The 22,606-nt window shown below is 59.7% G+C and carries 20 protein-coding genes; 5 read left to right on the forward strand and 15 right to left on the reverse strand.

Features of this window, described 5'->3' with window-relative positions:
* Positions 1–116: 116 nt before the first annotated feature.
* From ACLBWT_RS22205 to ACLBWT_RS22225, 5 genes are all read right to left on the reverse strand, one after another.
* A complete protein-coding gene (locus ACLBWT_RS22205; RefSeq protein WP_447665257.1) occupies positions 117–1,088 on the reverse strand; it encodes a metal ABC transporter substrate-binding protein in 972 nt (323 codons plus the stop codon).
* 27 nt (positions 1,089–1,115) lie between these two features.
* The gene (locus ACLBWT_RS22210) at positions 1,116–2,012 is read right to left on the reverse strand and encodes a metal ABC transporter permease (RefSeq protein WP_447665258.1); all 897 of its coding nucleotides are present in this window, start codon (positions 2,010–2,012) and stop codon (positions 1,116–1,118) included.
* A complete protein-coding gene (locus ACLBWT_RS22215) occupies positions 1,958–2,665 on the reverse strand; it encodes a metal ABC transporter ATP-binding protein (RefSeq protein WP_447665259.1) in 708 nt (235 codons plus the stop codon). Before ACLBWT_RS22215 ends, ACLBWT_RS22210 begins: the two co-directional genes overlap by 55 nt.
* A gap of 273 nt (positions 2,666–2,938) precedes the next feature.
* Positions 2,939–3,388 carry a Fur family transcriptional regulator gene (locus tag ACLBWT_RS22220; RefSeq protein WP_447665260.1) on the reverse strand — a complete coding sequence of 150 codons (450 nt, stop codon included), beginning with the start codon at positions 3,386–3,388 and terminating at the stop codon, positions 2,939–2,941.
* A gap of 172 nt (positions 3,389–3,560) precedes the next feature.
* Positions 3,561–3,851, reverse strand: a complete 291-nt coding sequence (locus ACLBWT_RS22225) for a hypothetical protein (RefSeq protein ID WP_447665261.1) — start codon at positions 3,849–3,851, stop codon at positions 3,561–3,563.
* A 15-nt stretch (positions 3,852–3,866) separates the two neighbouring features.
* Between ACLBWT_RS22225 and ACLBWT_RS22230 the strand changes: the two genes are divergently transcribed.
* Positions 3,867–4,139: a DUF3784 domain-containing protein gene (locus ACLBWT_RS22230; RefSeq protein ID WP_447665262.1), complete on the forward strand. Its 273-nt coding sequence runs from the start codon at positions 3,867–3,869 to the stop codon at positions 4,137–4,139.
* Between the two features lie 75 nt (positions 4,140–4,214).
* Here the strand turns inward: ACLBWT_RS22230 and odhB are convergent, their stop codons facing one another.
* The 3 genes from odhB to ACLBWT_RS22245 form a co-directional block, all read right to left on the reverse strand.
* Positions 4,215–5,483 (reverse strand): 2-oxoglutarate dehydrogenase complex dihydrolipoyllysine-residue succinyltransferase, encoded by a 1,269-nt coding sequence (gene odhB, locus ACLBWT_RS22235; protein WP_447665263.1) that lies wholly within the window; start codon positions 5,481–5,483, stop codon positions 4,215–4,217.
* Between the two features lie 6 nt (positions 5,484–5,489).
* On the reverse strand, positions 5,490–8,342 hold the full coding sequence (locus tag ACLBWT_RS22240; RefSeq protein WP_447665264.1) for a 2-oxoglutarate dehydrogenase E1 component: 2,853 nt from the start codon (positions 8,340–8,342) through the stop codon (positions 5,490–5,492).
* A gap of 291 nt (positions 8,343–8,633) precedes the next feature.
* On the reverse strand, positions 8,634–10,082 hold the full coding sequence (locus ACLBWT_RS22245; RefSeq protein ID WP_447665265.1) for an aldehyde dehydrogenase family protein: 1,449 nt from the start codon (positions 10,080–10,082) through the stop codon (positions 8,634–8,636).
* 203 nt (positions 10,083–10,285) lie between these two features.
* On the opposite strand from ACLBWT_RS22245, the gene ACLBWT_RS22250 reads away from it, so the two are divergent.
* The 3 genes from ACLBWT_RS22250 (at position 10,286) to ACLBWT_RS22260 (ending at position 12,479) form a co-directional block, all read left to right on the forward strand.
* Positions 10,286–10,615, forward strand: coding sequence for a helix-turn-helix domain-containing protein (locus tag ACLBWT_RS22250; RefSeq protein WP_447665266.1), 330 nt, complete (start codon positions 10,286–10,288; stop codon positions 10,613–10,615).
* Positions 10,616–10,834: 219 nt separating this feature from the next.
* Complete coding sequence (locus ACLBWT_RS22255; RefSeq protein WP_447665267.1) at positions 10,835–11,698, forward strand: class I SAM-dependent methyltransferase; 864 nt, start codon at positions 10,835–10,837, stop codon at positions 11,696–11,698.
* 4 nt (positions 11,699–11,702) lie between these two features.
* Positions 11,703–12,479, forward strand: a complete 777-nt coding sequence (locus tag ACLBWT_RS22260; protein ID WP_447665268.1) for an RluA family pseudouridine synthase — start codon at positions 11,703–11,705, stop codon at positions 12,477–12,479.
* 254 nt (positions 12,480–12,733) lie between these two features.
* Here ACLBWT_RS22260 and ACLBWT_RS22265 read toward each other — a convergent pair whose 3' ends face one another.
* The gene (locus ACLBWT_RS22265) at positions 12,734–13,144 is read right to left on the reverse strand and encodes a MarR family winged helix-turn-helix transcriptional regulator (protein ID WP_076356242.1); all 411 of its coding nucleotides are present in this window, start codon (positions 13,142–13,144) and stop codon (positions 12,734–12,736) included.
* A gap of 234 nt (positions 13,145–13,378) precedes the next feature.
* Here ACLBWT_RS22265 and ACLBWT_RS22270 point away from each other — a divergent pair, with 234 nt between their 5' ends.
* A complete protein-coding gene (locus tag ACLBWT_RS22270) occupies positions 13,379–13,549 on the forward strand; it encodes a hypothetical protein (protein WP_021879808.1) in 171 nt (56 codons plus the stop codon).
* A gap of 99 nt (positions 13,550–13,648) precedes the next feature.
* On the opposite strand, the gene gyrA is transcribed toward ACLBWT_RS22270, so the two are convergent.
* From gyrA to purT, 6 genes are all read right to left on the reverse strand, one after another.
* Entirely contained in the window at positions 13,649–16,102 is a 2,454-nt protein-coding gene (gene gyrA / locus ACLBWT_RS22275) for a DNA gyrase subunit A (RefSeq protein WP_447665269.1), read from the reverse strand.
* A gap of 12 nt (positions 16,103–16,114) precedes the next feature.
* Positions 16,115–18,097, reverse strand: a complete 1,983-nt coding sequence (gene parE / locus ACLBWT_RS22280) for a DNA topoisomerase IV subunit B (RefSeq protein WP_447665270.1) — start codon at positions 18,095–18,097, stop codon at positions 16,115–16,117.
* An 85-nt stretch (positions 18,098–18,182) separates the two neighbouring features.
* Entirely contained in the window at positions 18,183–19,169 is a 987-nt protein-coding gene (locus ACLBWT_RS22285) for an ABC transporter permease (protein ID WP_076356250.1), read from the reverse strand.
* Positions 19,166–20,122: an ABC transporter ATP-binding protein gene (locus ACLBWT_RS22290; protein WP_447665278.1), complete on the reverse strand. Its 957-nt coding sequence runs from the start codon at positions 20,120–20,122 to the stop codon at positions 19,166–19,168. Before ACLBWT_RS22290 ends, ACLBWT_RS22285 begins: the two co-directional genes overlap by 4 nt.
* Before the next feature lie 174 nt (positions 20,123–20,296).
* Entirely contained in the window at positions 20,297–21,112 is an 816-nt protein-coding gene (locus tag ACLBWT_RS22295; protein WP_447665271.1) for a GDSL-type esterase/lipase family protein, read from the reverse strand.
* A 226-nt stretch (positions 21,113–21,338) separates the two neighbouring features.
* The gene (purT, locus tag ACLBWT_RS22300) at positions 21,339–22,523 is read right to left on the reverse strand and encodes a formate-dependent phosphoribosylglycinamide formyltransferase (RefSeq protein ID WP_447665272.1); all 1,185 of its coding nucleotides are present in this window, start codon (positions 22,521–22,523) and stop codon (positions 21,339–21,341) included.
* Positions 22,524–22,606: the final 83 nt, after the last annotated feature.

Consider the following 22,606-nt stretch of genomic DNA (forward strand, 5'->3'; position numbering starts at 1 on the left):
AGTCAAAACATTCCACTCACCTTTTTGTAATTTTTACGATTTAATGGGAAGAATAGAGCCGGACGAATCCGGCAAATGGTTATATTTACGATTATTCAGCAGAAAGAAAGCAAGAGTCACTCGTTCAAGGCTTTCTTCAATGCAGCCAAGTTCTTCTTCATGATGGAGACATAGTCTTCCTGCGCAGCCGTCTCTTCCTGAGTCAAGCCTTCGAGCGGATTGAGGACATCCGTGCCCGCGCCCGTCTCGGCCGCGATCGTATCGGCGATTTTGGAGTCGGCCAGCTCTTCGAAGAAAATGGTGCGGACGTTGTTGTCCTTGACGAACTTGACGACCTGAGCCATCTGCTCCGGCGAAGGCTCCTGCTCCGGCGACAATCCCGATATCGGAACCTGCTTCAAGCCGTATTCCTTGGCCAGATAAGCGAAGGCCGCATGAGAGGTGATGAAGTCCTTGCGCTTGACATCGGATAGCTGGGATTTGAATTCTCCATCCAAGTCCTGGAGCTTGGAGGCGTAAGCATCCGCGTTCTGCTTGTACTGCTCCGCATGTTCGGGATCGGCCTGGCTGAATGCCGCTTCAATGCTGCGCACTTCCTTCACCGCCAGAGCCGGGCTCAGCCACACATGGGGATCGACGGGATGGCCATGGCTCTCTTCGGCGCTGTCGCCTTCATGATCTTCTCCATGCCCTTCCTCGACGCCTTCCAGCAGCTCGATGCCGCTGCTCGCTTCGACGGCTACCCGCTTGTTGCTTCCGGCGCTCTCCAGCGTGCGCTCGGCCCATTCCTCCACGATGCCATTGTAGACGAATACATCCGCTTCGCTGATCTTGGACATGTCCTTTGCGCTCGGCTCCCAGTCATGGGGCTCCGTGCCGACCGGGACGAGAGCGGTGACATCGACGAGATCCCCGCCGACTTGACGGCTGAATTCCGCCATCGGATAAAAGGTGGCGACGACCTTGAGCTTGCCTTCTGCGCTTTCGGGGGAAGCGGCGTTCCCGTCCGTCTTGGCGCCGCAGCCCGCAAGGACCAGCGTCAGCGCGGCGGCGGCAGCCGTGCTTCGAATCCATCTGCTGTTGTTCATGAGGGTACATTCCTTCTTTCCGCTTGATTAATGGCTATGTGAATCCTCGCTCAGCCTTGGAATGGGGCCGTAGGTATGCATCTCTGTATCGGCAGCCGCCACATGGCTGCTCTTGGAGCGTACGAACCGAATCCCATTTTTGAGTCCGACGCCGATCAGCAGCAGAGCGAGGAGAACCAACGCGATTGTGCCGCCCGGAGGCAGGCTCAGCTGGTAAGAGGCCGTGAGGCCGGTGAACACGCCCGTCAGGCCGATGCCGACAGCGAGCAGAAGCGCGGCGCTGAAGCGGCTGGCGATCCGGATCGCCAGCGATGCCGGCAGGACGATCAGCGAGGAGACGAGCAGCACGCCGACGACCGGCATCGCGGCGGCGACGATCATGCCGGTCAGCACGCTGAACGTCATCGAGATGAGCCCGACGGGAAGGCCGCTGACGCGGGCCGTCTCCTCGTCGAACGTCATCTGGTACAGCGGACGCCGCAGCAGGAAGAAGAACAAGCCGCCGATGACCGTCACGGCCGCCATCAGGATGAGCTGGGTCTGATCGACCGCGACGACGGATCCGAACAGATACGACGTGAAGCTTTTGCTGATGCTCTTGTTCAGGCTCATGAGGACGACCGCCGTCGAGAGCCCTCCGACCATGATGATCGCGACCGATATCTCGCTGTACGTCTTGTAGGAACGGCGAACATATTCGACGGCTACCGCCCCGACGATGGCAGTCAGGAAGCCCGACAAGGTCGGGTTCCAATTGAGGTATGCCCCGGCGGCGACCCCGGCCAGAGATACATGGGAAAGCATGTCCGCCATGAGCGCCTGCCGTCTGAGCATGAGGTACACGCCAAGCACGGAAGCGATGATCGCGATCAGCCCGCCGGCACAAAATGCCCGTTGCATAAAGTCGTACTGCAGCATTTCCATCCGCCCTCCCCCTTTCTCTCCAGCTCGATGATCCGGTCCAGGTAAGGGCGGCATTCATCCAGACCATGCGTCACCATGACGACGGTCATGCCGTGGACTTCGACCATATGGCGCATCAGCTCGTAAAATCCGGCCCGGCTTTCCTGATCCATGCCCGTCGTCGGCTCGTCCATGATGAGCAGATCCGGCCGCTGGGTCAGCGCCCTCGCAATAATGATGCGCTGCTTCTGCCCGCCGGACAGCTCGCCGATGCGGCGGCTGCGCAGCTGCCACATTCCGACCTGGCGAAGCGATTTTTCCGCCGCTGCCCGATCCTTCTCCGTCACCTTGCGGAACCAGGAGCCGCGGCTGTGGACGCCGGAGAGGACGAACTCCTGCACGTTGCTCGGAAAGCCTCCGTTGAAGGCGGCGATCTGCTGCGGCACGTAGCTGACGGTAAGCCTGCGGCCGTCATCCCGTCTCCGCGCCAGCTGCACCTTTCCTTTCCACGGCTTCAGCAAGCCGAGCATGAGCTTGAGCAGCGTCGTCTTGGACGCTCCGTTCGGTCCCGTCACGGCGACGAACTCGGCGCTGTGCACCTCGAGGGAGGCGTTATTTAGCGTCGGCACATCGCTGTATCCGAAGTCAACGTCTTTCAAGGATGCCAGAAGCATGGCCATCCCTCCTTCTATCGTAAATATTACATATTTGGTAGATTGATAGTCGCCATTCCCGCCTAGCGGAAGGAATACGAGCTTAATAGTAATCATTACACCTCGACAATTCTATCAGGGTCGGTTCTCAAAGTCAATGACCGAAACGGGCTCCCATCCGAAGGCATCGCACGGAAGCGATCTGGAGCCGGATCCGGTAAAATGCCCGGCAGCCACCTGCAAGGCGGCCGTCATACAGCAGCTTCATCGCCGCAAAAAAGAACAAGCCGGCATTCAGCTCCCCGCTTGCTCCTTTTGGCAATGCTCGCAAATGCCGTAGACCTCGAATCGGTGGTTCATGATCTTGAAGTTGCCCGGCAGCCGCATTTCCTGCTCCATCGGACAGTAGTCGAGGGTAAGCGTCTTTTCGCAGTTCGTGCAGATCAGATGATGATGATGGTGATGGAAGCAGGCGGCTTTGAACTTAAGGCCGGCATCCATGGAATAGAACTGTTCGAGCACGCCCATCTCGCTCATGAGCCGCAAATTGCGGTAGACTGTATCGAAGCTTACGCCGGGGTAAGAGACCGCCATCGCCTCGTACACATCCTTGGGAGACAAATAGCCTTCGGTCGCAGAGAAAATATCCGCCAGCTTGCGGCGCTGATCGGTAATTCTCCATCCGCTCCTGGACATCGCATCAAGCATCACTTTGGCTGTTCCGTTCGTCATCGTTCCCGCCATCGCCAGTCTTCCTTTCCGCGTAACAATCATAGGATATCCCAAGTATACCATAGAAATGCCTTTCCTCGAAATGTGTCCAATCCAGGCCTCGCCTGACAGAGGCGCCCCTCGTCCGCGCCAAAAAAACGGGCAGGGAACCTGAAATGTTCCCTGCCCGCCTGCGGTGCAGCCGTTACAGCTTGCCGTTGCGCCCGGCCAACTGGATGATCGATACAACCAGCGCCAGCAGCGCAATCAAAGTGTCCGTGCCCATAAGTGCCGCCTCCCGATGATATGCTTCCGTCGGCCGGCATCCTCTCCCATGAACTAGCGGATCAAGCTTGGCTCCCCATACATTCCTATGCGGCAGCGGCCGGCGATATTCCGATTTCCCGCAATAAAAACCATTCCCACATCCTGGAATGCCGACGTATAATAAAGAATACAGCGCGCTTTCCGGCCGCCTGATCCAGCTCATCAACAAGGGGATACAGCCACCATGAATGTGTATCTGCTGCTGCTCGCTCTCATCATTTATGCCGTCGCCTATTTCACCGGTGTCAGACGCAGCCCATGGCTGCTCGCCGCATTCGCGCCCGGCCGCATCCGGGACCGCGACAAGCTGTACCGGACGATCGCCATGTACAATCTCATCGCCAGCGTCGTCGTCTTTTTTGTCGGCGTCATCAACCTTCCCGAATTGTCCTACCTTCTCGTCTGCATCGGGGCCGGTTATGTCATTCTGCTGCTGTACTGCAACCGCAAGATGTAAGGGATAATCAAGGAAGAATATAAAAAGCCCGGAGATGCCATGGCATCTCCGGGCTTGTCTATTTCCGGGACGATATCAGCCTTCGAGAAGAAGGGATTCCGGATCTTCCAGCAGTTCCTTGACGGTCACGAGGAAGCGGACCGCTTCGGCGCCGTCCACGATGCGGTGGTCGTAAGACAGGGCGATGTACATCATCGGACGGTTCTCCATGCGCACGTCGTCGATGGCTACAGGACGGATCTGGATCTTGTGCATGCCCAGGATGCCGACCTGCGGAGCGTTCAGGATCGGGGTCGACAGCAGGGAGCCGAAGACGCCGCCGTTCGTGATCGTGAACGTGCCTCCTTGAAGATCGGAGAGCGCCAGCGTATTTTTGCGGGCTTTGCCTGCAAGCTCGGAGATCGATTTCTCGATGCCGGCGAAGCCGAGGCGGTCGGCGTCGCGCACGACCGGAACGACGAGGCCGTCCGGAGCGGCGACGGCGATGCCGATATCATAGTATTTCTTGAGGATCAGATCGTCGCCGTCGATTTCCGCGTTGAGCAGCGGGTATTTCTTCAGCGCGCCGACGACAGCCTTCGTGAAGAAGGACATGAAGCCGAGGCCGACTTCGTTCTTCTCCTTGAAAGCGTCCTTGCGGCGCTTGCGCACGTCGAGGATCGCCGTCATGTCGACTTCGTTGAACGTCGTCAGCATGGCAGCCGTGTGCTGGGCTTCCACCAGGCGCTTTGCGATCGTCTGGCGGCGGCGGGACATTTTCGTACGCTCGACCGGCTTGCCCGGCTGTTCCGTGAAGCTAGGCTTCGCCGGAGCGGCTGGAGCTTTGGCTGGCGCGGCGGCAGGAGCAGCAGGAGCGGTACCATGGTTCGCCACGTCCTGATTGTAGATGCGGCCGTTGGGATCGGTACCTTTGACTTGGTTCAGATCGATGCCGCGCTCGCGGGCAAGCTTGCGTGCGGACGGCGATGCGATGGCGGAGCCTTCGCTGCTCGCGTTCGCAGGCACCGGCGCCGGTGCGGCAGCGGCTGCCGGAGCGGAAGCTGGCGCGACCGGAGCTTCCGTTTGGACCGGCTGCGCAGGAGCGGCGGCCGGAGCGGATGCGGCCGCGCCGCCCTCTCCGATGACGCCGATCGTCTCGCCGACGAGGACGGTGTCGCCCTCGCCTTTGACGATGCTGTTCAGCACGCCGCTGGAATCGGCGCTGATTTCCAGGTTGACTTTATCGGTTTCAAGCTCCAGAAGAAGGTCGCCCTGGGCTACGGCTTCCCCTTCTTTCTTGAGCCATTTGGTGATCGTTGCTTCCGAGATGGATTCGCCTAAGTCAGGCACTTTGATATCAGACACTTGCTTCTACCTCCCAAGTAAAATCGTGTTCAACGCTTTTTGCTGCAGCGAGAGCGAGATGATGGATTGTTGTTCGGCGGCGTGAACGTCTTGGTGGCCGCTTGCCGGGCTCGAACGGTCCGGGCGTCCGATATAGTGGACAGCTTTGTCGCCCGCCACTTCGCGGATGCGGGATTCCATGAAGGTCCAGGCGCCCATGTTTTTCGGCTCTTCCTGTACCCATACGATTTCTTCCAGCTTGCCGTAACGGGCGATGATCTCGGCGATTTCCTTTTGAGGGAACGGATACAGCTGCTCCACGCGCACGATATGCAGCCAGCTCATATCCTGATCGCCGGCGGATTCCAGAGCTTCCTCGAGATCGACGGCGACCTTGCCCGAGCACAGGATCAGGCGGCGGACCGCAGCCGGCTTCGCGCCAAGGCCATTCTGCTCCAGAACGAGCTTGAAGCTGCCATTCGCAAGATCCTCGCCCGGCGACAGGACGCGCGGGTTGCGGATCAGGCTTTTCGGCGACATCATGACGAGCGGACGCGCTCCCTCATGCTCGGTCCAGGCAGCCTGGCGGCGGAGCAGATGGAAGTACTGGGCCGCCGTGGACAGGTTCGCCACCGTCCAGTTGTTCTCTGCGCACAGCTGCAGATAACGTTCGAGGCGGGCGCTGGAATGCTCCGGACCTTGGCCTTCGTAGCCGTGAGGCAGCAGCATGACGAGGCTGGAGCGCTGCTTCCATTTCGTGCGGCCCGCCGAGATGAACTGGTCGAAGATGACTTGCGCGGAGTTCGCGAAGTCGCCATATTGGGCTTCCCAGATCGTGAACGTCTCTGGCGAGAATACGTTGTAGCCGTACTCGAAGCCGAGCACCGCGCCTTCGGTCAGCGGACTGTTGTGGATCGCGAACGATGCCTTTGCCTGCGGGAAGCGGTGCATCGGAGAGAACTTCTCGCCCGTCTTATGGTCGTTGAGCACGATATGGCGATGCGAGAACGTCGCGCGCTCGACATCCTGGCCGCTCATGCGGATCGGCTTGCCGTCGGCAAGGATCGTCGCGAACGCCAGCGTCTCGGCGAGCGCCCAGTCGACCTTTTCGCCTTGGTCGAGCATGGAGCCGCGGCGCTGCAAGATGCGCTGCAGCTTCGGATAGACGGTGAAGCCTTCCGGATATTTAAGCAGCTCGGCGTTGATCTCGCGCAGCTTGTCGAGCGGAACAGCCGTCTCGGTATTTTCCGGAGCAACCGGAATCGGACCCGTATCGGCATGCTTGCCGTTGGCCGCATTTTCCTTCATGACGTCGTAGGCGTCTTGAAGCTCCTGCAGCGTATTCTGGATCAGCTTGTCGATCTCGTCCCCGGAGAGGGCTCCCTCCGCCTTGAGACGCTCGGCGTACAGGTTCGCAACCGTCAAGTGCTTGCGCACCTTCTCGTACACGAGCGGCTGGGTGCCTTCCGGATCGTCCATTTCGTTGTGGCCGTAGCGGCGGTAGCCGACAAGATCGATCAGGAAGTCCTTCTTGAACTTGTTGCGGTACTCGCAAGCAAGGCGCACGGCCGCGATGCAAGCCTCCGGATCGTCCGCGTTGACATGCACGATCGGAATTTCGTAGCCTTTGGCGAGGTCGCTCGCATAATGCGTGGAGCGGGAATCCTTGCTGTCGGTCGTGAAGCCGATGCGGTTGTTCGCGATGATATGGATGGATCCGCCATTGCGGTAGCCGTCGAGACCGGTGAAGTTAAGCGTTTCCGCAACGATGCCTTCTCCCGGGAACGCGGCGTCGCCATGGACTTGGATCGCGATGGACTTGTCGAGCTCCTGCACCGGGTAGCCCGCTTTGCTGCGGTCTTCCTGAGCGGCGCGGGAGAAGCCCTCGACGACGGAGTTGACGTACTCCAGATGGCTCGGATTGTTGGCCAGCAGGATGCGGGCGCCGGTCTCGATGGAGCGGTCCGCGCCCAGATGGTACTTCACGTCGCCGGCCCAGCCGGAATTGATTCCCATGGAGCCTTCGGAAGGAACGAGCTCCTTGTTCGGCGCATGATGGAATTCCGAGAAGATCTTCGCGTACGGCTTGCGCAGGACATGGGCAAGCACGTTCAGGCGGCCGCGGTGCGCCATGCCCATCAGGACATGCTCGGCTCCGTTCTGAACGGATTGGCGGACGATCTCGTCGATGACCGGAATGAGCATGTCGACGCCTTCGACGGAGAACCTTTTTTGGCCGACGAACGTGCGGTGCAAGTACGCTTCGAATTGTTCCACATGAATAAGCAGGTCAAGGAGAGCTTTCCGCTCTTCCGGGTTCAGGGAGGAGTTGGCAATGCCGGATTCAGCCTTGGCGCTGAGCCAGTCCCGTTCCGTCTCGGTATGGACGTGGCTGAATTCGAATCCGATGGATTGGGTGTAAGACTTGCGAAGCTGCTGGATCGCTTGCCAGCCGTTCGTGACGCTGGCTGGAGCATGATCCCAGAGGATGGAAGCCGGGAACCGGCTGAGGTCCGACTCGGTGAGATCGAAAGTCGCGGGCTCGACAAGACGCGTATCCGAGGAAGCGCGGAGTCCGAGCGGATCGGTGTTTGCGGCCAGATGGCCGTAGGTACGGATGTTGCCTACCAGTTTTTCCGCGGCCGCAAGCTTTTTCAGAAGCGAGACGTCGACGGAAACCTGGCCGGACGGAGCAGCACTTTGAACCGCTGCAGGAGCAAAGTCAGCCGGCGGTTCGCCCAGCTCCGCGAACAGGTCGCGGAAAGAGGGATCGACGGATTCGGGATCGCTGCTGTAGCGCTCGTACTGTTCCTGGACGTAGCCCAGGTTGGGTCCGAAGTAATCATTCCATTGCCGTTTAGTGTTTGATTCGTCGGTCATTTGCCAACTACCTCCGTTAAGTAAAAAAGGTTGGTACGGATGATAACAATGAAGCCGCCTCGCAAGCATCAGCCCGGCAAAAAGCCGCCGGCTTGGTAACCGGCGGCCTGACAATGGCAGGTTGAAAGTCAAGGAGGCCCGGGAAAGATCCCGGCTCCTTGGAGTCATTGAACAGGATCGGCTTCGTTTGTGCTTCTATTATAAAGAAAACGCGGCGCTTATTCAATGTTTGTCGACAACCTTTCGTAAAATGCGACGAACGCAGCTGCAAAGGCTTCCATGCACGGCATGTCAGCCCTCGAAGAATCCGCTGCGGAAGCTGACGAGCTTCGGCTCCGTCATCTCCTCCATGGCGTACCGGACGCCTTCCCGGCCGCTGCCGCTGTCCTTGACCCCTCCGTAAGGCATATGGTCCAGGCGGAAGGTCGGGACGTCGTTGATCATGACGCCGCCGCAATGCAGACGGTCGGCGGCTTGCAGGGCATGCTCCATGTTTTTCGTGAATACGCCTGCCTGCAGTCCGAACTTGGACCGGTTGGCCGCCGCGATGGCTTCCTCCCAGCTGACGAAAGGCGCCACCACCGCAACGGGACCGAATGCCTCCTCGCAGCTGAGCTCCGCGTTCTCCGGCACATCGGTGAGCACGGCGGGCATCATCAGCGAGCCGTCGAAGCTCCCGCCGCAGCGCACGCGGGCTCCTCCTTCCTTGGCCCGCTGGAGCCAAGACTTGAGTCGGTCCGCGGCTCGCTCATTGATGAGCGGGGTGATATCCGTCCGCTCGTCGAGCGGATCTCCTGCGGTCAGCTTCCGCGCGCGCTCCGCGAGCAGCTCCGTGAAGACTTCGAAATGCTCTTCATGCACGAGCACCCTCTGCACCGATATGCACACCTGTCCATTGTAGGCGAAAGCTCCTGCAGCCGCTTCATCGGCGATGCGCGCAAGTTCCTCCGGGGAAAAGCCGCGGTCGACCAGCAGCGGGGAATTGCTGCCAAGCTCCAGCGTGACCTTGCGCAGACCCGCCTGCGCCCGGATCTGCTTGCCCACCTCCGGACTTCCGGTGAAGGTGACGAAGGCGATATCGGGATGCGAGGATAGCGTCTCCCCGAGCTCCTTGCCGCTGCCCGGGATGATGTTCAGCACGCCATCCGGCAGGCCGGCTTCCTCGAACAGCTCAGCCAGGAACAGCGCCGACAGAGGCGTCTGCTCGGCGGGCTTGAGCACGATCGCGTTGCCCGCCGCGATGGCCGGACCGACCTTGTGGGCGACGAGGTTGAACGGGAAGTTGAACGGAGTAATCGCGCTTACGACGCCGACAGGCTCCCGCCCCAGCATCGCCCTTCGTCCTTCGCCGCGGGGAGCCGCGTCCATCGGAATCGTCTCTCCTCTCAGGTTTCTCGCCGCCTCCGCGGCAAACAGATAGGTCTGCACCGTACGCGCGATCTCGGCCCGGGCAGCCTTGATCGGCTTGCCCGCTTCCAAGGCGACGATCTCGGCCGCCTCGGCGCTGCGGCGCTCCAGCAGATCGGCAGCCTGATACAGGATCGAGCTTCTGCGATGGGCTGGCTCGGCACGGAAATCGCGGAAAGCGTCTCTTGCGGCGATGACGGCTTGCGCGGCCTGCTCCTTCGAAGCATAGCCGATTTCCGCCAGGCGCTCTCCCCCATACGGCGCATGAAGCGGCTCGGTGCGGCTTCCTTCCACCCATTTACCGCCTATCCACAGCTTCGTTGTTTGAATCAATCATTCCCTCTCCTTTCGAAGTGACCCGCATGGTTCCGGGCTTTAAATTAATGTTTGCGATTCGCGTTATCATACAGGATCTCCGTGCGTACGCTTGACAATGATACATATTGTATCATAAAGTTTGATTGAGGCCGTGCCACTGCATGCCCGCAATCTTCAACCGGCACTGCCGCTTAGAATGAAGTAAGGAGCAGCCCGACATGACCCTGACGATGGGAGATCGATTGCGTGAACTCCGGCTTAACAAGAACATGTCCCAGGAGGAAGTCTCGAAAAAGATCGGCATTACCCGCTCCGCCTACAGTCATTATGAAATCAATAACCGCCAGCCCGTCTATGAAACCCTGATCAAGCTTGCCACGTTTTTTGAAGTCTCCCTGGATTATATGATCGGCGGAGAGCAAAATCAAAGCGAAGCCCAGGTCGCTCCGGAAACGTTCGAAATTCTGAGAATTCTGAGCGGAATGGATGCCGAGAAGCGTCAGCGTTCCATAGACCGGATGATGGATGTGCTCAAGCAAGCCGAATAAGCGCCTGCCTTCATGCCGCGGAAGGGGCAGGCGCTTCGGCGCTTCCCTGATCGGCTTCGATACCGGGTCTATTTTTTTTCCTTCGTTTTCCGCGACTCTCCTTATTCTTTTCAACTTTCTCGGATTGTCCTCCCTCCTTGCCGCTTTCATTGCTTCCCCAACGGCCACCCGATATAATAAGTGGACGATTGTTGAAGCAAAGGGGCCAAGCAGACCACTATGTACATTGCAGACCTATGGAAAGACTACGAACTTATCGATACAGGCGACGGAGACAAGCTGGAGCGCTGGGGGGATGTCACCCTGCGCCGGCCGGATCCGCAGATCATATGGCCTTACCGGGGCGACCGCCGCAGCTGGTCGAACGCAGACGGCCATTACCACCGCAGCTCGGCGGGCGGCGGACAATGGGATTTCCGCAAGCAGCTTCCGGACAAATGGACCGTATCCTACGGAGAATTGAAGTTCAACATCAAGCCGACCAACTTCAAGCATACGGGACTGTTTCCCGAGCAGGCGGTCAACTGGAGCTGGATGATGGACAAGATCCGCGGCGCAGGGCGACCTGTACGCGTTCTCAATCTGTTCGCGTATACCGGCGGAGCCACCGTTGCAGCCGGAGCGGCCGGAGCCGACGTCTGCCATGTCGACGCAGCCAAGGGCATGGTCCAATGGGCCAAGGAGAATGCCCAGCTGTCCGGCCTCGCCGACCGGCCGATCCGCTATATTACGGATGATGTGTTCAAATTCGTGCAGCGCGAGCAGCGCCGCGGCAGCAAATACGATGCCATCATCATGGATCCTCCGTCCTATGGACGAGGTCCGGGCGGAGAAATGTGGAAGCTGGAGTCGAGCCTGTTCCCCTTCCTGGAATCCTGCATGGAAATACTGACCGACAACCCGCTCTTCCTGCTGATCAACTCCTATACGACGGGCTTGTCGCCGCAGGTGCTCCACAACCTGCTCCATATGACCGCAGGCAAGCGCTTCGGCGGCAGCATCAACTGCGGCGAGATCGGCCTGCCGATCAGCGCCTCCGGTCTCGTGCTGCCCTGCGGCATCCTGGGCCGCTGGGAGGCCTGAGAGCATGGCGGCCTCTCCGGGCATTCCCGTGCTTTACGAGGACAACCATCTGCTCGCGGTCGTGAAGCCGCCAGGCATTCCGTCTCAGGCGGACGAGAGCGGCGACGCGGATATGCTGACGCTTCTCAAGCAGGACCTGAAATTGCGGCATGACAAGCCCGGCAACGTGTTTCTCGGGCTCGTCCACCGCTTGGACCGGCCGGTAGGAGGCGTCATGCTGTTCGCCAAGACGTCCAAGGCCGCCGGGCGGCTGTCCGATTCCGTACGGACGAGGACCTTCAGCAAGACGTATGTGGCCGTTCTGAACGGCAAGCCGCCCCAGTCCAAGGGACAGCTGAAGCATTACTTGGACAAGGACTCGAAGCGCAACGTCGTCGCGGCTTACGACAAGCCTCGGGGAGAAGCCAAGGAAGCAAGGCTTTCCTATGCCGTGCTCGGCGAGGCGGAAGGCTTGACGTTGGCGGCCGTCCGCCTTCATACCGGCCGGCCTCACCAGATCCGCGTCCAAATGGCTGCCATCGGCTGTCCGCTCTATGCCGACCTGAAATACGGAGCCCCCGTCCCGCGCGGAGACAAGTCCAAGAGCGGCCATGCGGACATCGCGCTCTGGTCGGCGGCAGCAGGCATTCCGCATCCGGTCAGTAAGGAGTGGATGATCTTCTCCTCCCGACCGCCAAGCTCCTTTCCGTGGAACCTCTGGAAGGACAGCCTTCTCGACGGAGCGGCCTTGCATCTGGAGACGGAATTCGGAGCGGAAGCAGGGAACACAGAACCCCGATAATGGCAGAGACGACAGGAAAACAGCGGCAGCCCAAGGAGAGCAAGCTTCTCCAAGGCTGCCGCTGTTGTTCGTTTCCGGAACGCCTCCGCCCTTTTCGCAGCTGGGCATAACGCAGCAGCTGGGCACGGGCAGCCATGCAACTTTATTGCAAAACCTTTACGCTGCAATACCGAGCTGCTACCGTCGAAATCATCATCCTGAAGCTAGACAGCAGAAGCCCCCCATGTGGGCCAAAAGAAAACGAACGCCGGCAATCAGCCGGCGTTCGCCACTTTTCCGAGCAAATAAACGAGAAGCTGCTGGTTATGGGATGAGATCCTGTCCAGAGCTCCGCGGATGAAGGCTTCCCTGACTTCCGTGCCGCGCGCGGCTTCCTTCTCCCCATGCTCCGTAACGGTCACCCAGACGATCCGGCGATCGGCCAGATCCCGGCCCCGCTCGATCAAGCCGCCGCGCTCCATCCGGTCGAGCAGCGTCGTGATGGCAGCCGGCGTCGTATGAAGATGCTGCAGCAGCTCGGACGGCTTCATCGGCTGATGCTTGATCAGCAGCTCAAGCGCGTTGAGCTGGCCTTCCGTCAAGTTCGGCAGCAGGCTGTCTTCCAGATGGGTTTTCCATTCCCTTGAAAGCTTCATCCACAATTTGGCGAAATCCTCCGTAATCATAACCGACAACGACTTCAACCCCAATCTGTTCAGTTGGCCAGGCTCGTCCGCAGGAAGCCCGGGCAAGATCCTGCTCCTGATTCCTATCCTAAATTATACCATCTGAAAATGTCGAAAGAAAGGTTAATCGGATTAATAATTGCAGACCTTAATCGATACCATTCCGAACCATTAGACACACTCTGACATAGACTGCAGAGAAGAAATTCGAGCGAAGGCGAAAGGGTGGTAACCGTGGAAGAGCATAAGGAATCCGTGATCCGCAAAATACGCGCATACGGAATCATCAAAGACTCGGTCTGGCTGGAGAAGCCGGATGAGCCCGTTCCGATGTGGGTTCTGCTGGATGCGCTTTTACAGGTTATCGACCGACTTGAGCCTTCCGAGGACCGGCCGTTCGACTGAGCGCAGGCAGAGAAATGGCCTGGCCGACAAGCAAAAAAGCCCGACCGGCTTGGATCAGCCGGTCGGGCTTCGCTATTCTCATCCCGTCATGCCGTTGAATCAGCCTTGTCCAAGCTCTGGACGGGCATACAGCTGCTGCACGGAGTCGCTCTTCTCGACCTGAGCGAGCTGCCGCCCGATCGATCTGCGGTCTTCGATCGGCGTCTTCTCCGTCAGGAAGCGCTGCACGGCGCCGCTCGCGAGCTGCACGTTCAGCTCGCGAGGCTGACGGCAGTACCAAGCGCCGGCAATACGGCTGCCGTTCGGCTTGACCCGCTTGCCTTCCTTGAATTCGAAGGACTGCACGCCCTTGCCGCCTCGCCCTTGCACCGGATAGTCGGCGAGCAAGCTGCGCTTGCCGTAGCCGAGGTCGCTGATGACGAGAATCTCGCCCTCGTCTTCCCGGCTCACCTCAAGCGCCGCGGCCAGCTCGTCGCCTTCCTTGAACTGCATGCCGCGCACGCCTCCGGAGACGCGTCCCATCGGACTGACTTCTTCCGCCGGGAAGCGGATGGCCGAGCCCAGCTTGCTGACGAGCAGCAGATGACTCTCGCCACGGGATGGAACGACTGCTACGATCTCGTCCCCGTCCGCGACCTTGCACGCGGCTATGGCCGTGGAACGGTTGGTTGCGTATTCTTTGAGCTCCGTCCGCTTCACCTGTCCTCTCCGGGTGAAGAAGAACAGCGATTCGCCCGGCTTCTGGATGTCTTTGACCGGAATGACCGCCACGATGCCGTCATCCTTCGGAATCGGAATGACGTTGACGATCGCGGTGCCCGCATCCTTCCATTTGAATTCAGGTATCGCATGGACAGGAAGCATGTAATAGCTTCCCTTGCGGGTGAAGACGAGCAGGCTGTCGATCGTGCTCGCCTCCAGCAGGTAGCGGATGGAATCTCCGTCCTTGACGCCGGAGGCATCGATCTCGCCTCCGGAGCGGGTGAAGCCGACCATGCCGGTGCGCTTCACATAACCCTCGCGGCTGATCGCCACGAGCACGTCCTCCGCGCTCACGAGCACTTCCAGTCCGACCTTGAGCTCCTCCACCTCGCCGCGGAGCTCCGAGCGGCGATCGATGCCGTATTTCTCCCGGATTTCCGTCAGCTCATCCTGGATGACCTTGATCAGCTTGCGCTCGCTCTCCAGAATGGAGCGAAGATACTGGATCTTCTTGGCCAGCTCGCGCAGCTCCTTCTCCAGCGAGGTAATCTCCAGATTCGTCAGCCTGTAGAGCTGGAGAGTCAGGATCGCGTCCGCCTGGCGCTCGCTGAAGCCGAACTGCTGCATCAGGTTGTTCTGGGCGTCCGAACGGTTTTTGGAAGCTTTGATGCTGGCGATGACTTCGTCGAGGATGTTGAGCGCCTTGACGAGCCCTTCCAGCACATGGGCGCGGTCTTCCGCCTTCTCCAGCTCGAAGCGCGTCCGGAAGGTGACGACTTCCTTCTGATGTCCGATATAGGCGGACAGAATCTCCTTGATCCCCATTTGGCGCGGAGCCTTGTTGACGATCGCGACCATGTTGAAGTTGTAGGTCACCTGCAGGTCGGTCTTTTTGAGCAGATAAGCCAGAATGCCTTCGGCGTCGGCGTCTTTCTTCAGCTCGATGACGATGCGCATGCCTTCGCGGCCGCTCTCGTCCCGCACCTCGGCGATGCCGTCGACCTTCTTCTCCAGGCGGATGTTCTCCATCGCGGTCACAAGACGCGACTTGACGACCTGGTAGGGGATTTCCGTGACGACGATCTGCTTCTTGCCGCCCCGCAGCTCCTCCACTTCGGTCCGGGAGCGCAAATGGATGCGGCCCTTGCCGTTCGTATACGCCTCGCGGATGCCGTCCTCGCCCATGATGATGCCGCCTGTCGGGAAATCCGGGCCTTTCATGATGCCCATGAGGTCGGCGACCTCGAGGCTGCCGTCCAGCATGAGCGCGATGCAGGCATCGATCACCTCGCGGAGGTTATGGGGCGGAATTTCCGTCGCGAAGCCCGAGCTGATCCCGCTGACTCCGTTGACAAGAAGATTCGGGTAGCGGGCCGGAAGCACGACCGGCTCCTTGGCGGTGTTGTCGAAGTTGTCCTTGAAGAGGACGGTGCGCTTCTCGATATCGCGCAGCAGCTCCATCGCGATGTTTGACAGGCGAGCTTCCGTATAACGCATCGCCGCCGCGGGATCATCGTCGATCGAGCCCCAGTTGCCGTGGCCGTCGACGAGCGTATGCCCCATCTTCCACGGCTGCGCCATCCGCACCATGCCCTCGTAGATCGAGGAGTCGCCGTGCGGATGATAGTTGCCCATCACGTCGCCGACGGTTTTGGCGGATTTGCGGTAAGGCTTGTCCGGCGTATTGCCGGAATCGTACATGGCGTACAGGATGCGCCTCTGCACCGGCTTCAGGCCGTCCCTGACATCCGGAATGGCGCGGTCCTGGATAATATATTTGGAATAGCGACCGAATCGGTCGCCGACGACTTCCTCGAGGAAAGCCGGCAAAAACTGCTCGCTCGTGCTCATGGGTATATCCCCCTATTCCTCGTATTCCCTGAAGTCTACATTGTCGATGATCCAGCGCTTGCGCGGGTCGACCTTGTCGCCCATAAGCGTCGATACGCGCCTTTCGGCCTTGGCCGCGTCCTCGATCCGGACCTGCAGCAGCGTGCGCGAGTCCGGGTTCATCGTCGTTTCCCACAGCTGGTCGGGGTTCATCTCGCCGAGTCCCTTGTACCGCTGCAGCTCGTAGTTCTTGCCCATTTCCTTGCTGTAATTCTGCAGCTGCTCGTCGGTCCAAGCGTACCGGACCGTCTCCAGCTTGCCGGATTTGCGGCTCATCTTGTAGAGCGGGGGCTGCGCGATGTAGATCTTGCCGGCGTCGATGAGCGGCTTCATGTAGCGGTAGAAGAACGTCAGCAGCAGCACCTGGATGTGGGCGCCGTCGGTATCGGCATCCGTCATGATGATGATCTTGCTGTAATTGCACTCGGATGCATCGAACTCAGGTCCGACCCCTGCGCCGATCGCAGCGATGATCGCCTTGTACTCGTCGTTCTTGAGGATGTCGGCCAAGCGGGCCTTCTCCGGATTCATCGGCTTGCCCTTGAGCGGCAGAATCGCCTGGATCTTGGAATCTCGTCCCTGCTTGGCGGAGCCGCCGGCGGAATCGCCCTCGACGATGAACAGCTCGTTGCGCGTGGAGTCCTTGGACTGGGCCGGCGTCAGCTTGCCGCCGAGGTTGGAGCTCTCGCTGCGCTTCTTGCCGCTGCGGATCTCGTCCCTCGCCTTGCGCGCCGCCTCGCGGGCCTTCGAAGCCTGGATCGCCTTTTTCAGGAGCATCTGGCCGACCTGCGGGTTCTCTTCCAGGAATACGGCCATCTTGTCCGCGACGACCGCGTCGACGGCGCTTCTCGCGGAGGAGCTGCCGAGCTGGTCTTTCGTCTGGCCGACGAACTCGACCTCGGACATCTTGATGTTGATGACGGCCATCATGCCTTCGCGCAGGTCGCCGCCCTCGAGGTTCTTGTCCTTCTCCTTGATCATCGCCGTGCGCCGGGCATAATCGTTCAGGACGCGGGTATACGCGGTCTTGAAGCCGGTCTCGTGCGTGCCGCCCCCGCGGGTAGGGATCGAGTTCACGAAGCTGACGATCGTCTCCGTATAGCCGTCGTTGTACTGCAGCGCGACTTCGACCTCGATGTCGTCCTTCTCCGCGCTGAAATGCACCGTTTCGTGAAGCACCGACTTCTCCTCGTTCAGGAACTCGACGAACTGCTTGGCGCCGCCTTCGTAGTGGAAGACGTTCTCGCTGCCCGTGCGCTCGTCCTTGAGCACGACCTTGAGGCCGGAGTTGAGGAAGGCGATCTCCTGCAGCCGGTCGGAAAGCGTGTCGAAGCTCAGCGAGGTGTTGCCGTGAAACACTCGGGAATCCGGCTTGAACGTGACCTTCGTGCCCGTCTGGCGCGTCGTCCCCGTCACCTCGAGTCCCGTGACCGGTTCGCCGACATGCTCCTTGCCGTCCTTGTCCACCCAGTACTCGAAGCGCTGTTTATGTACCTTGCCGTCGCGGAAGATCTCCACTTCGAGCCATTCCGAAAGCGCGTTCGTAACCGAGGCTCCGACGCCGTGAAGGCCGCCGGACTTCTTGTACCCGCCGCCGCCGAACTTGCCTCCGGCGTGGAGGATCGTGAAGACGACCTGAGGCGTAGGAATGCCCGTCTTGTGCATGCCGGTCGGAATTCCCCGGCCGTTATCGTGAACCGTCACCGATCCGTTCTTGTGCAGCGTGACGTTGATATCCGTGCAGTATTTGGCCAAATGCTCGTCGACGGCGTTGTCCACGATCTCCCAGACGAGATGATGCAGACCTGAATTCGTCGTGCTGCCGATGTACATGCCGGGGCGCTTGCGCACCGCGGTCAGCCCTTCCAGGATCTGAATGTCGTCCGCGTCATAGGAAGGGCTGCCTGTCGCCGTATTCGCCGCTTCGGTTGCGTAGAGGTCCAGTTGTTCGGCCATACGCGTCCCCCTTTTCGTTGTGAAGCCTGTGCCCGGAGCGTCCCGCCGGGCGGGAAACGATGCGCATCCGAGAATCTTAGCTATTTTAATTCAAGATGTCCTGTTTCGTAAAGATGCCGAAAGATACGGCCAAAGCCGCCGCGGACCATGCCGCGAGCACGCCTAGCGAAAAAACGAGATTCATGCCGTCGATCGGCGCCGGCACGCCTTCGAGGTAATCGGTCAGGTCGATGTTCACCGAAAATAAATATTTCGCGCTCTCCCAGGAGGAAGTCATGCCCGAGAGGATCGTGCCGGAAATGACGGCCGCCATCATCGTCACGATGCTGGCGGCGGTGCTTCTCAGCAGCACGGAAACCATGAGCGACAAGACGGCGACGGTCATGCAGGACACCCAGATCAGCCCGCTCTGCATGAACAGGTACAGCCACTGCGGCACGGCATGCACGCCGCTGGCGTCGATCGTGCCGCCCTGGACGCCGAAGCCCGTGAACACCGGCATGCTCCAGCCTCCGTAGCCGAATACGGCGCCCGATATCAGGTAGGAGACCGCTCCTGTCGCTACGATCGCGAGCGATACGTACAGCGTCAGCGCGACAAGCTTGCTCATGAGGATCTTCCAGCGCTTCACCGGCCGAGTCAGCAGCATCTTGATCGTGCCGCTCGAGCGCTCTCCCGATACTAGATCGGAGGCGATCGCCAAAATCATTAGAGGGAAGAAAAGCGAGACGGAGCTCGCCATGAACTGCCTGGTGAACGAGACGGCGTCCGGACTGCTTGGATTCACGTCATGATCGAGATAATACTGCAGGCGGAGAATCTCGATGCGGTCGTATTTCTTCCACTCCTCGGGCACTCTGTCGCTGGCCAGCGTATTCTGCAGATCCGTGATCTGCTGCTGGATCTGGTTGCGCCAATCCTTGAAGTGGACGGCGTTGGTCTGCGACACCCTCATCTGCGCATAAGTAAAGATCGGAATCAGCACCAGTAGAATAAGAAGGATAACATAGAACCGTTTCTTTTTCCAAATTTTCAAGGTTTCATTCTGGATCAGCGGCAGCAGGTCTCTCACGATTCAGTCTCCTCCGTCAGCGTCAGGAACATCTCTTCGAGCGTAGGCGCGACGCGCTGCACCGCATGGATGGCGATGCCCGCTCCCGCCAGACGGGCTACGAGTCCGGGCAGCACAGCCTCCGGGACGGTCGTGACGACCGCACCCTCCAGATGGGCGAGCGCGCTCTCGTCCATCCGGTATTCGCCCTCCCTCAGAATACGGAGCTGCGGCTCCTGGAGCAGGAGCTTCTCCGCCTCCGCAGGCCGGTCGGTCTTCCACAGCACATAGGAGCCGGCTTGCGCCACCAGCTCGTCCACTCGTCCGACCGACAGGACGCGTCCGCCGGCGATGATCGCGACCCGGTCGCACATCAGCTGGATCTCGCTCAGCAGATGGCTGGAGATGAACAGGCTGATGCCGCTGTCCGCCAGCATCCGGATGAATTCGCGCAGCTCCTTGATGCCCTTCGGATCCAAGCCGTTCGTCGGCTCGTCGAGAATGAGCAGCTTGGGACGTCCCAGCAGCGCCTGCGCGATGCCGAGCCTTTGGCGCATGCCGAGCGAGTAGGTTTTCACCTTGTCATGGATGCGGTCGTCGAGCCGGACGATCTCCGCCACCTCGCGGATGCGGTTTTTGTCGATCCCTCTCTGCATGCGCGCAAAATGCTCCAAATTCTCCCATCCGCTCATGAACGGATACATCTCCGGATTTTCGACGATGGAGCCGACCTCGGCGAGCGCCCGCTCGGGATTCCGCTGCACGCTGTGCCCTCCGATCAGCACTTCCCCTTCCGTCGGCTTGATGAGATCGACGAGCATGCGGATCGTCGTCGTCTTGCCGGAGCCGTTCGGCCCGAGAAAGCCGAAAATTTCGCCGGCCTTCACATCGAAATCCACTTGATGGATGATCCATGTTCCCCGGATCTTCTTCTTCAGTCCGCGCACGGACAGAACGGTCGCCGCTTCGGACAGGCGCTTGTCCCTTCCGTCCGGTTCCGGCTCCGACTTCTGCGGCAAGACCTCCTTTTCCTGATCAAGCTTCCTGATTTTGTACTCTATCGTCACTATGGCCGCCTCCTGCCCTGATCCTTGTCCCTATATCTTGATCCATTGCCTATTTCTGAATCATCCAGCGATACTCTTGACTCAGCTCAGCGACTGGATGATGCGGTCCGAAATTCTCACATAGCCTTCATGGTTGGGATGAAAATGGTCGGATGACAAGTAGCCGGAGCCATGCAGCTGGAACAGATCCAGCACCGGAACCAGAACTGCGTGCGGGTCCTTGCCGAGTACGGCGAATGCCTCGTCGTTCCATTTCTGTACAGGAACGATTCCTTCTTTCAATTCCGGAATGTCGTAGAATGGATTATATAGGCCGATATAAGCTATGGTCGCGTCCGGATTGATGGCACGGATCCGGCCGATCACGCTCTTGAACGATGCAATGGCGTCCGGAATGCGCGACGCGACGCTTTCCACCGAAATATCGGCTGCATTGCCGTCCTCCGCTTGCGCCAATGCAGTCCGGAACAGGTCGTTGCCTCCGATCGTCAGCAGAATCAGGTTCGCTTGCCGAATCGGGTAGGCCATCCCTTGGTCCTTTTCCAGCATTTCGTCCAGCTCGCTGGCCGTCAGGCCGGCGACAGCCAGATTGTTGATTTGCTGAACCGGTTTTCCTGTCGCCTCGCCGAGACCTTTGAGCACCTGCTTCACATACCCTTCACCGGTGTTGTCCCCGATGCCTTTCGTCAAGGAATCCCCCAGCGCGGTCACATAAATGGTTGAAGCATCCGCGAAGGAGCCGCCCGTCTCCGCGAGGACGGGTTTTTTTGCCGGAGCCGACAGGCCGCTTCCGCTGCCGAGCATATCCTGGACGGCATAAACAAAGCCTCCGCCGAGCAGCAGCGTGGCTGCAAGCGAGCCCGTGCCAAGAATCCGCCATAACCGGCTGGAATCCATTCTCTTATCCCCCTTGACTCATTTACCGTTTTTTAATTTTCGACGCTTTGTACTTAAAAATAAGGCTTTCGACAAGAATTTGCAAATAAAGCCAGCACAATGTTTTTCGGCTTTTCGCACACTGCCCGGCTTCAGGCGCCGCAATAAAAAACCGCTCCGGGACTCTCCTGAAGCAGGAGAACCGGAACGGCTATATATGCGCCGGACAACCAGCGGCGCCGGCAAATCAATCGTTGTAGGACACGGACAAAGCTTCTGCGGCGGATCTGGCGAGAGCTCTCGCTTCCTCGGCATCCGAGGCGGTGCTGAGCGCGACCGCCATGCGGCGGCCCTTTCTCGTGTCGGGCTTGCCGAATACCCGAACCTGAGTCGATGGAACCGCAAGCGCCTCCTCCAGACCTTCGATCGTGAAATCGCGGTGGTCCCGGGCCGCCTTGAGCGTATGGCTCGCTCCCGGCGACAGCAGGCGGACAGAAGGAACCGGGAAGCCGAGAATCGCCCTCACATGCAGCGCGAATTCGGACAGATCCTGCGTGGCCATCGTGACCATGCCCGTATCATGCGGCCGCGGCGACACTTCGCTGAACAGGACGCCCTGTTCCGTCAGGAACAGCTCGACTCCGTACAAGCCCCAGCCGCCGAGAGCGTCCGTAATCTGTCTGGCGATATGCTCCGACTGCTCCAGCTGGGCGGCGCTCATGCCATGCGGCTGCCACGATTCGATATAATCGCCGTCCTTCTGCACATGCCCGATCGGCTCGCAGAAGACGGTTCCCGATACGGAACGGACCGTGAGCAGCGTGATTTCGGATTGGAAATGGACGAAGCCTTCCACGATGACGCGTTTCTTCTTGGCGCGTCCGCCTTCCATGGCGTAATTCCAGCAGCTGGCGATCTCCGCTTCGGAGCGGCAGACGCTCTGGCCTTTGCCCGACGAGCTCATGATCGGCTTGATGACGCAAGGCAGTCCGAGCTCCAGCACGGCGTCGCGCATCTCCTCGTAGGAATCGGCGAACCGGTAGGGCGCGGTCGGCAGGCGCAGCGTCTCGGCCGCGAGCCTGCGGATGCCCTCCCGGTCCATCGTCAGCCGGGCGGCGCGCGCCGTCGGAACGACCTTGAAGCCCTCCTGCTCCAGCTCGACCAGAGTGGAGGTGGCGATCGCTTCGATCTCCGGCACGATGAGATCGGGCTTCTCCAGCTTGATCAGATTCCGGAGCTGCTCCGGATCAAGCATATCGATGACATGGGAGCGATGGGCGACGCCCATGGCGGGAGCGTCTGCGTACCGGTCGACGGCGACCGTCTCGACTCCCAGACGCTGCGCTTCGATAATCACTTCCTTGCCGAGCTCGCCTGAACCGAGCAGAAGCATTTTGCGGGCCCGCGAAGAGAGCGGAGAACCGTAGGACATGATGATACCCCCTATATAATGGCGTTGATGGCATCTGCCTCCATGGCAATGAATACCGAGACGAATGTCATCTTATTGTGGAT

Source organism: Paenibacillus sp. D51F (assembly GCF_053345695.1).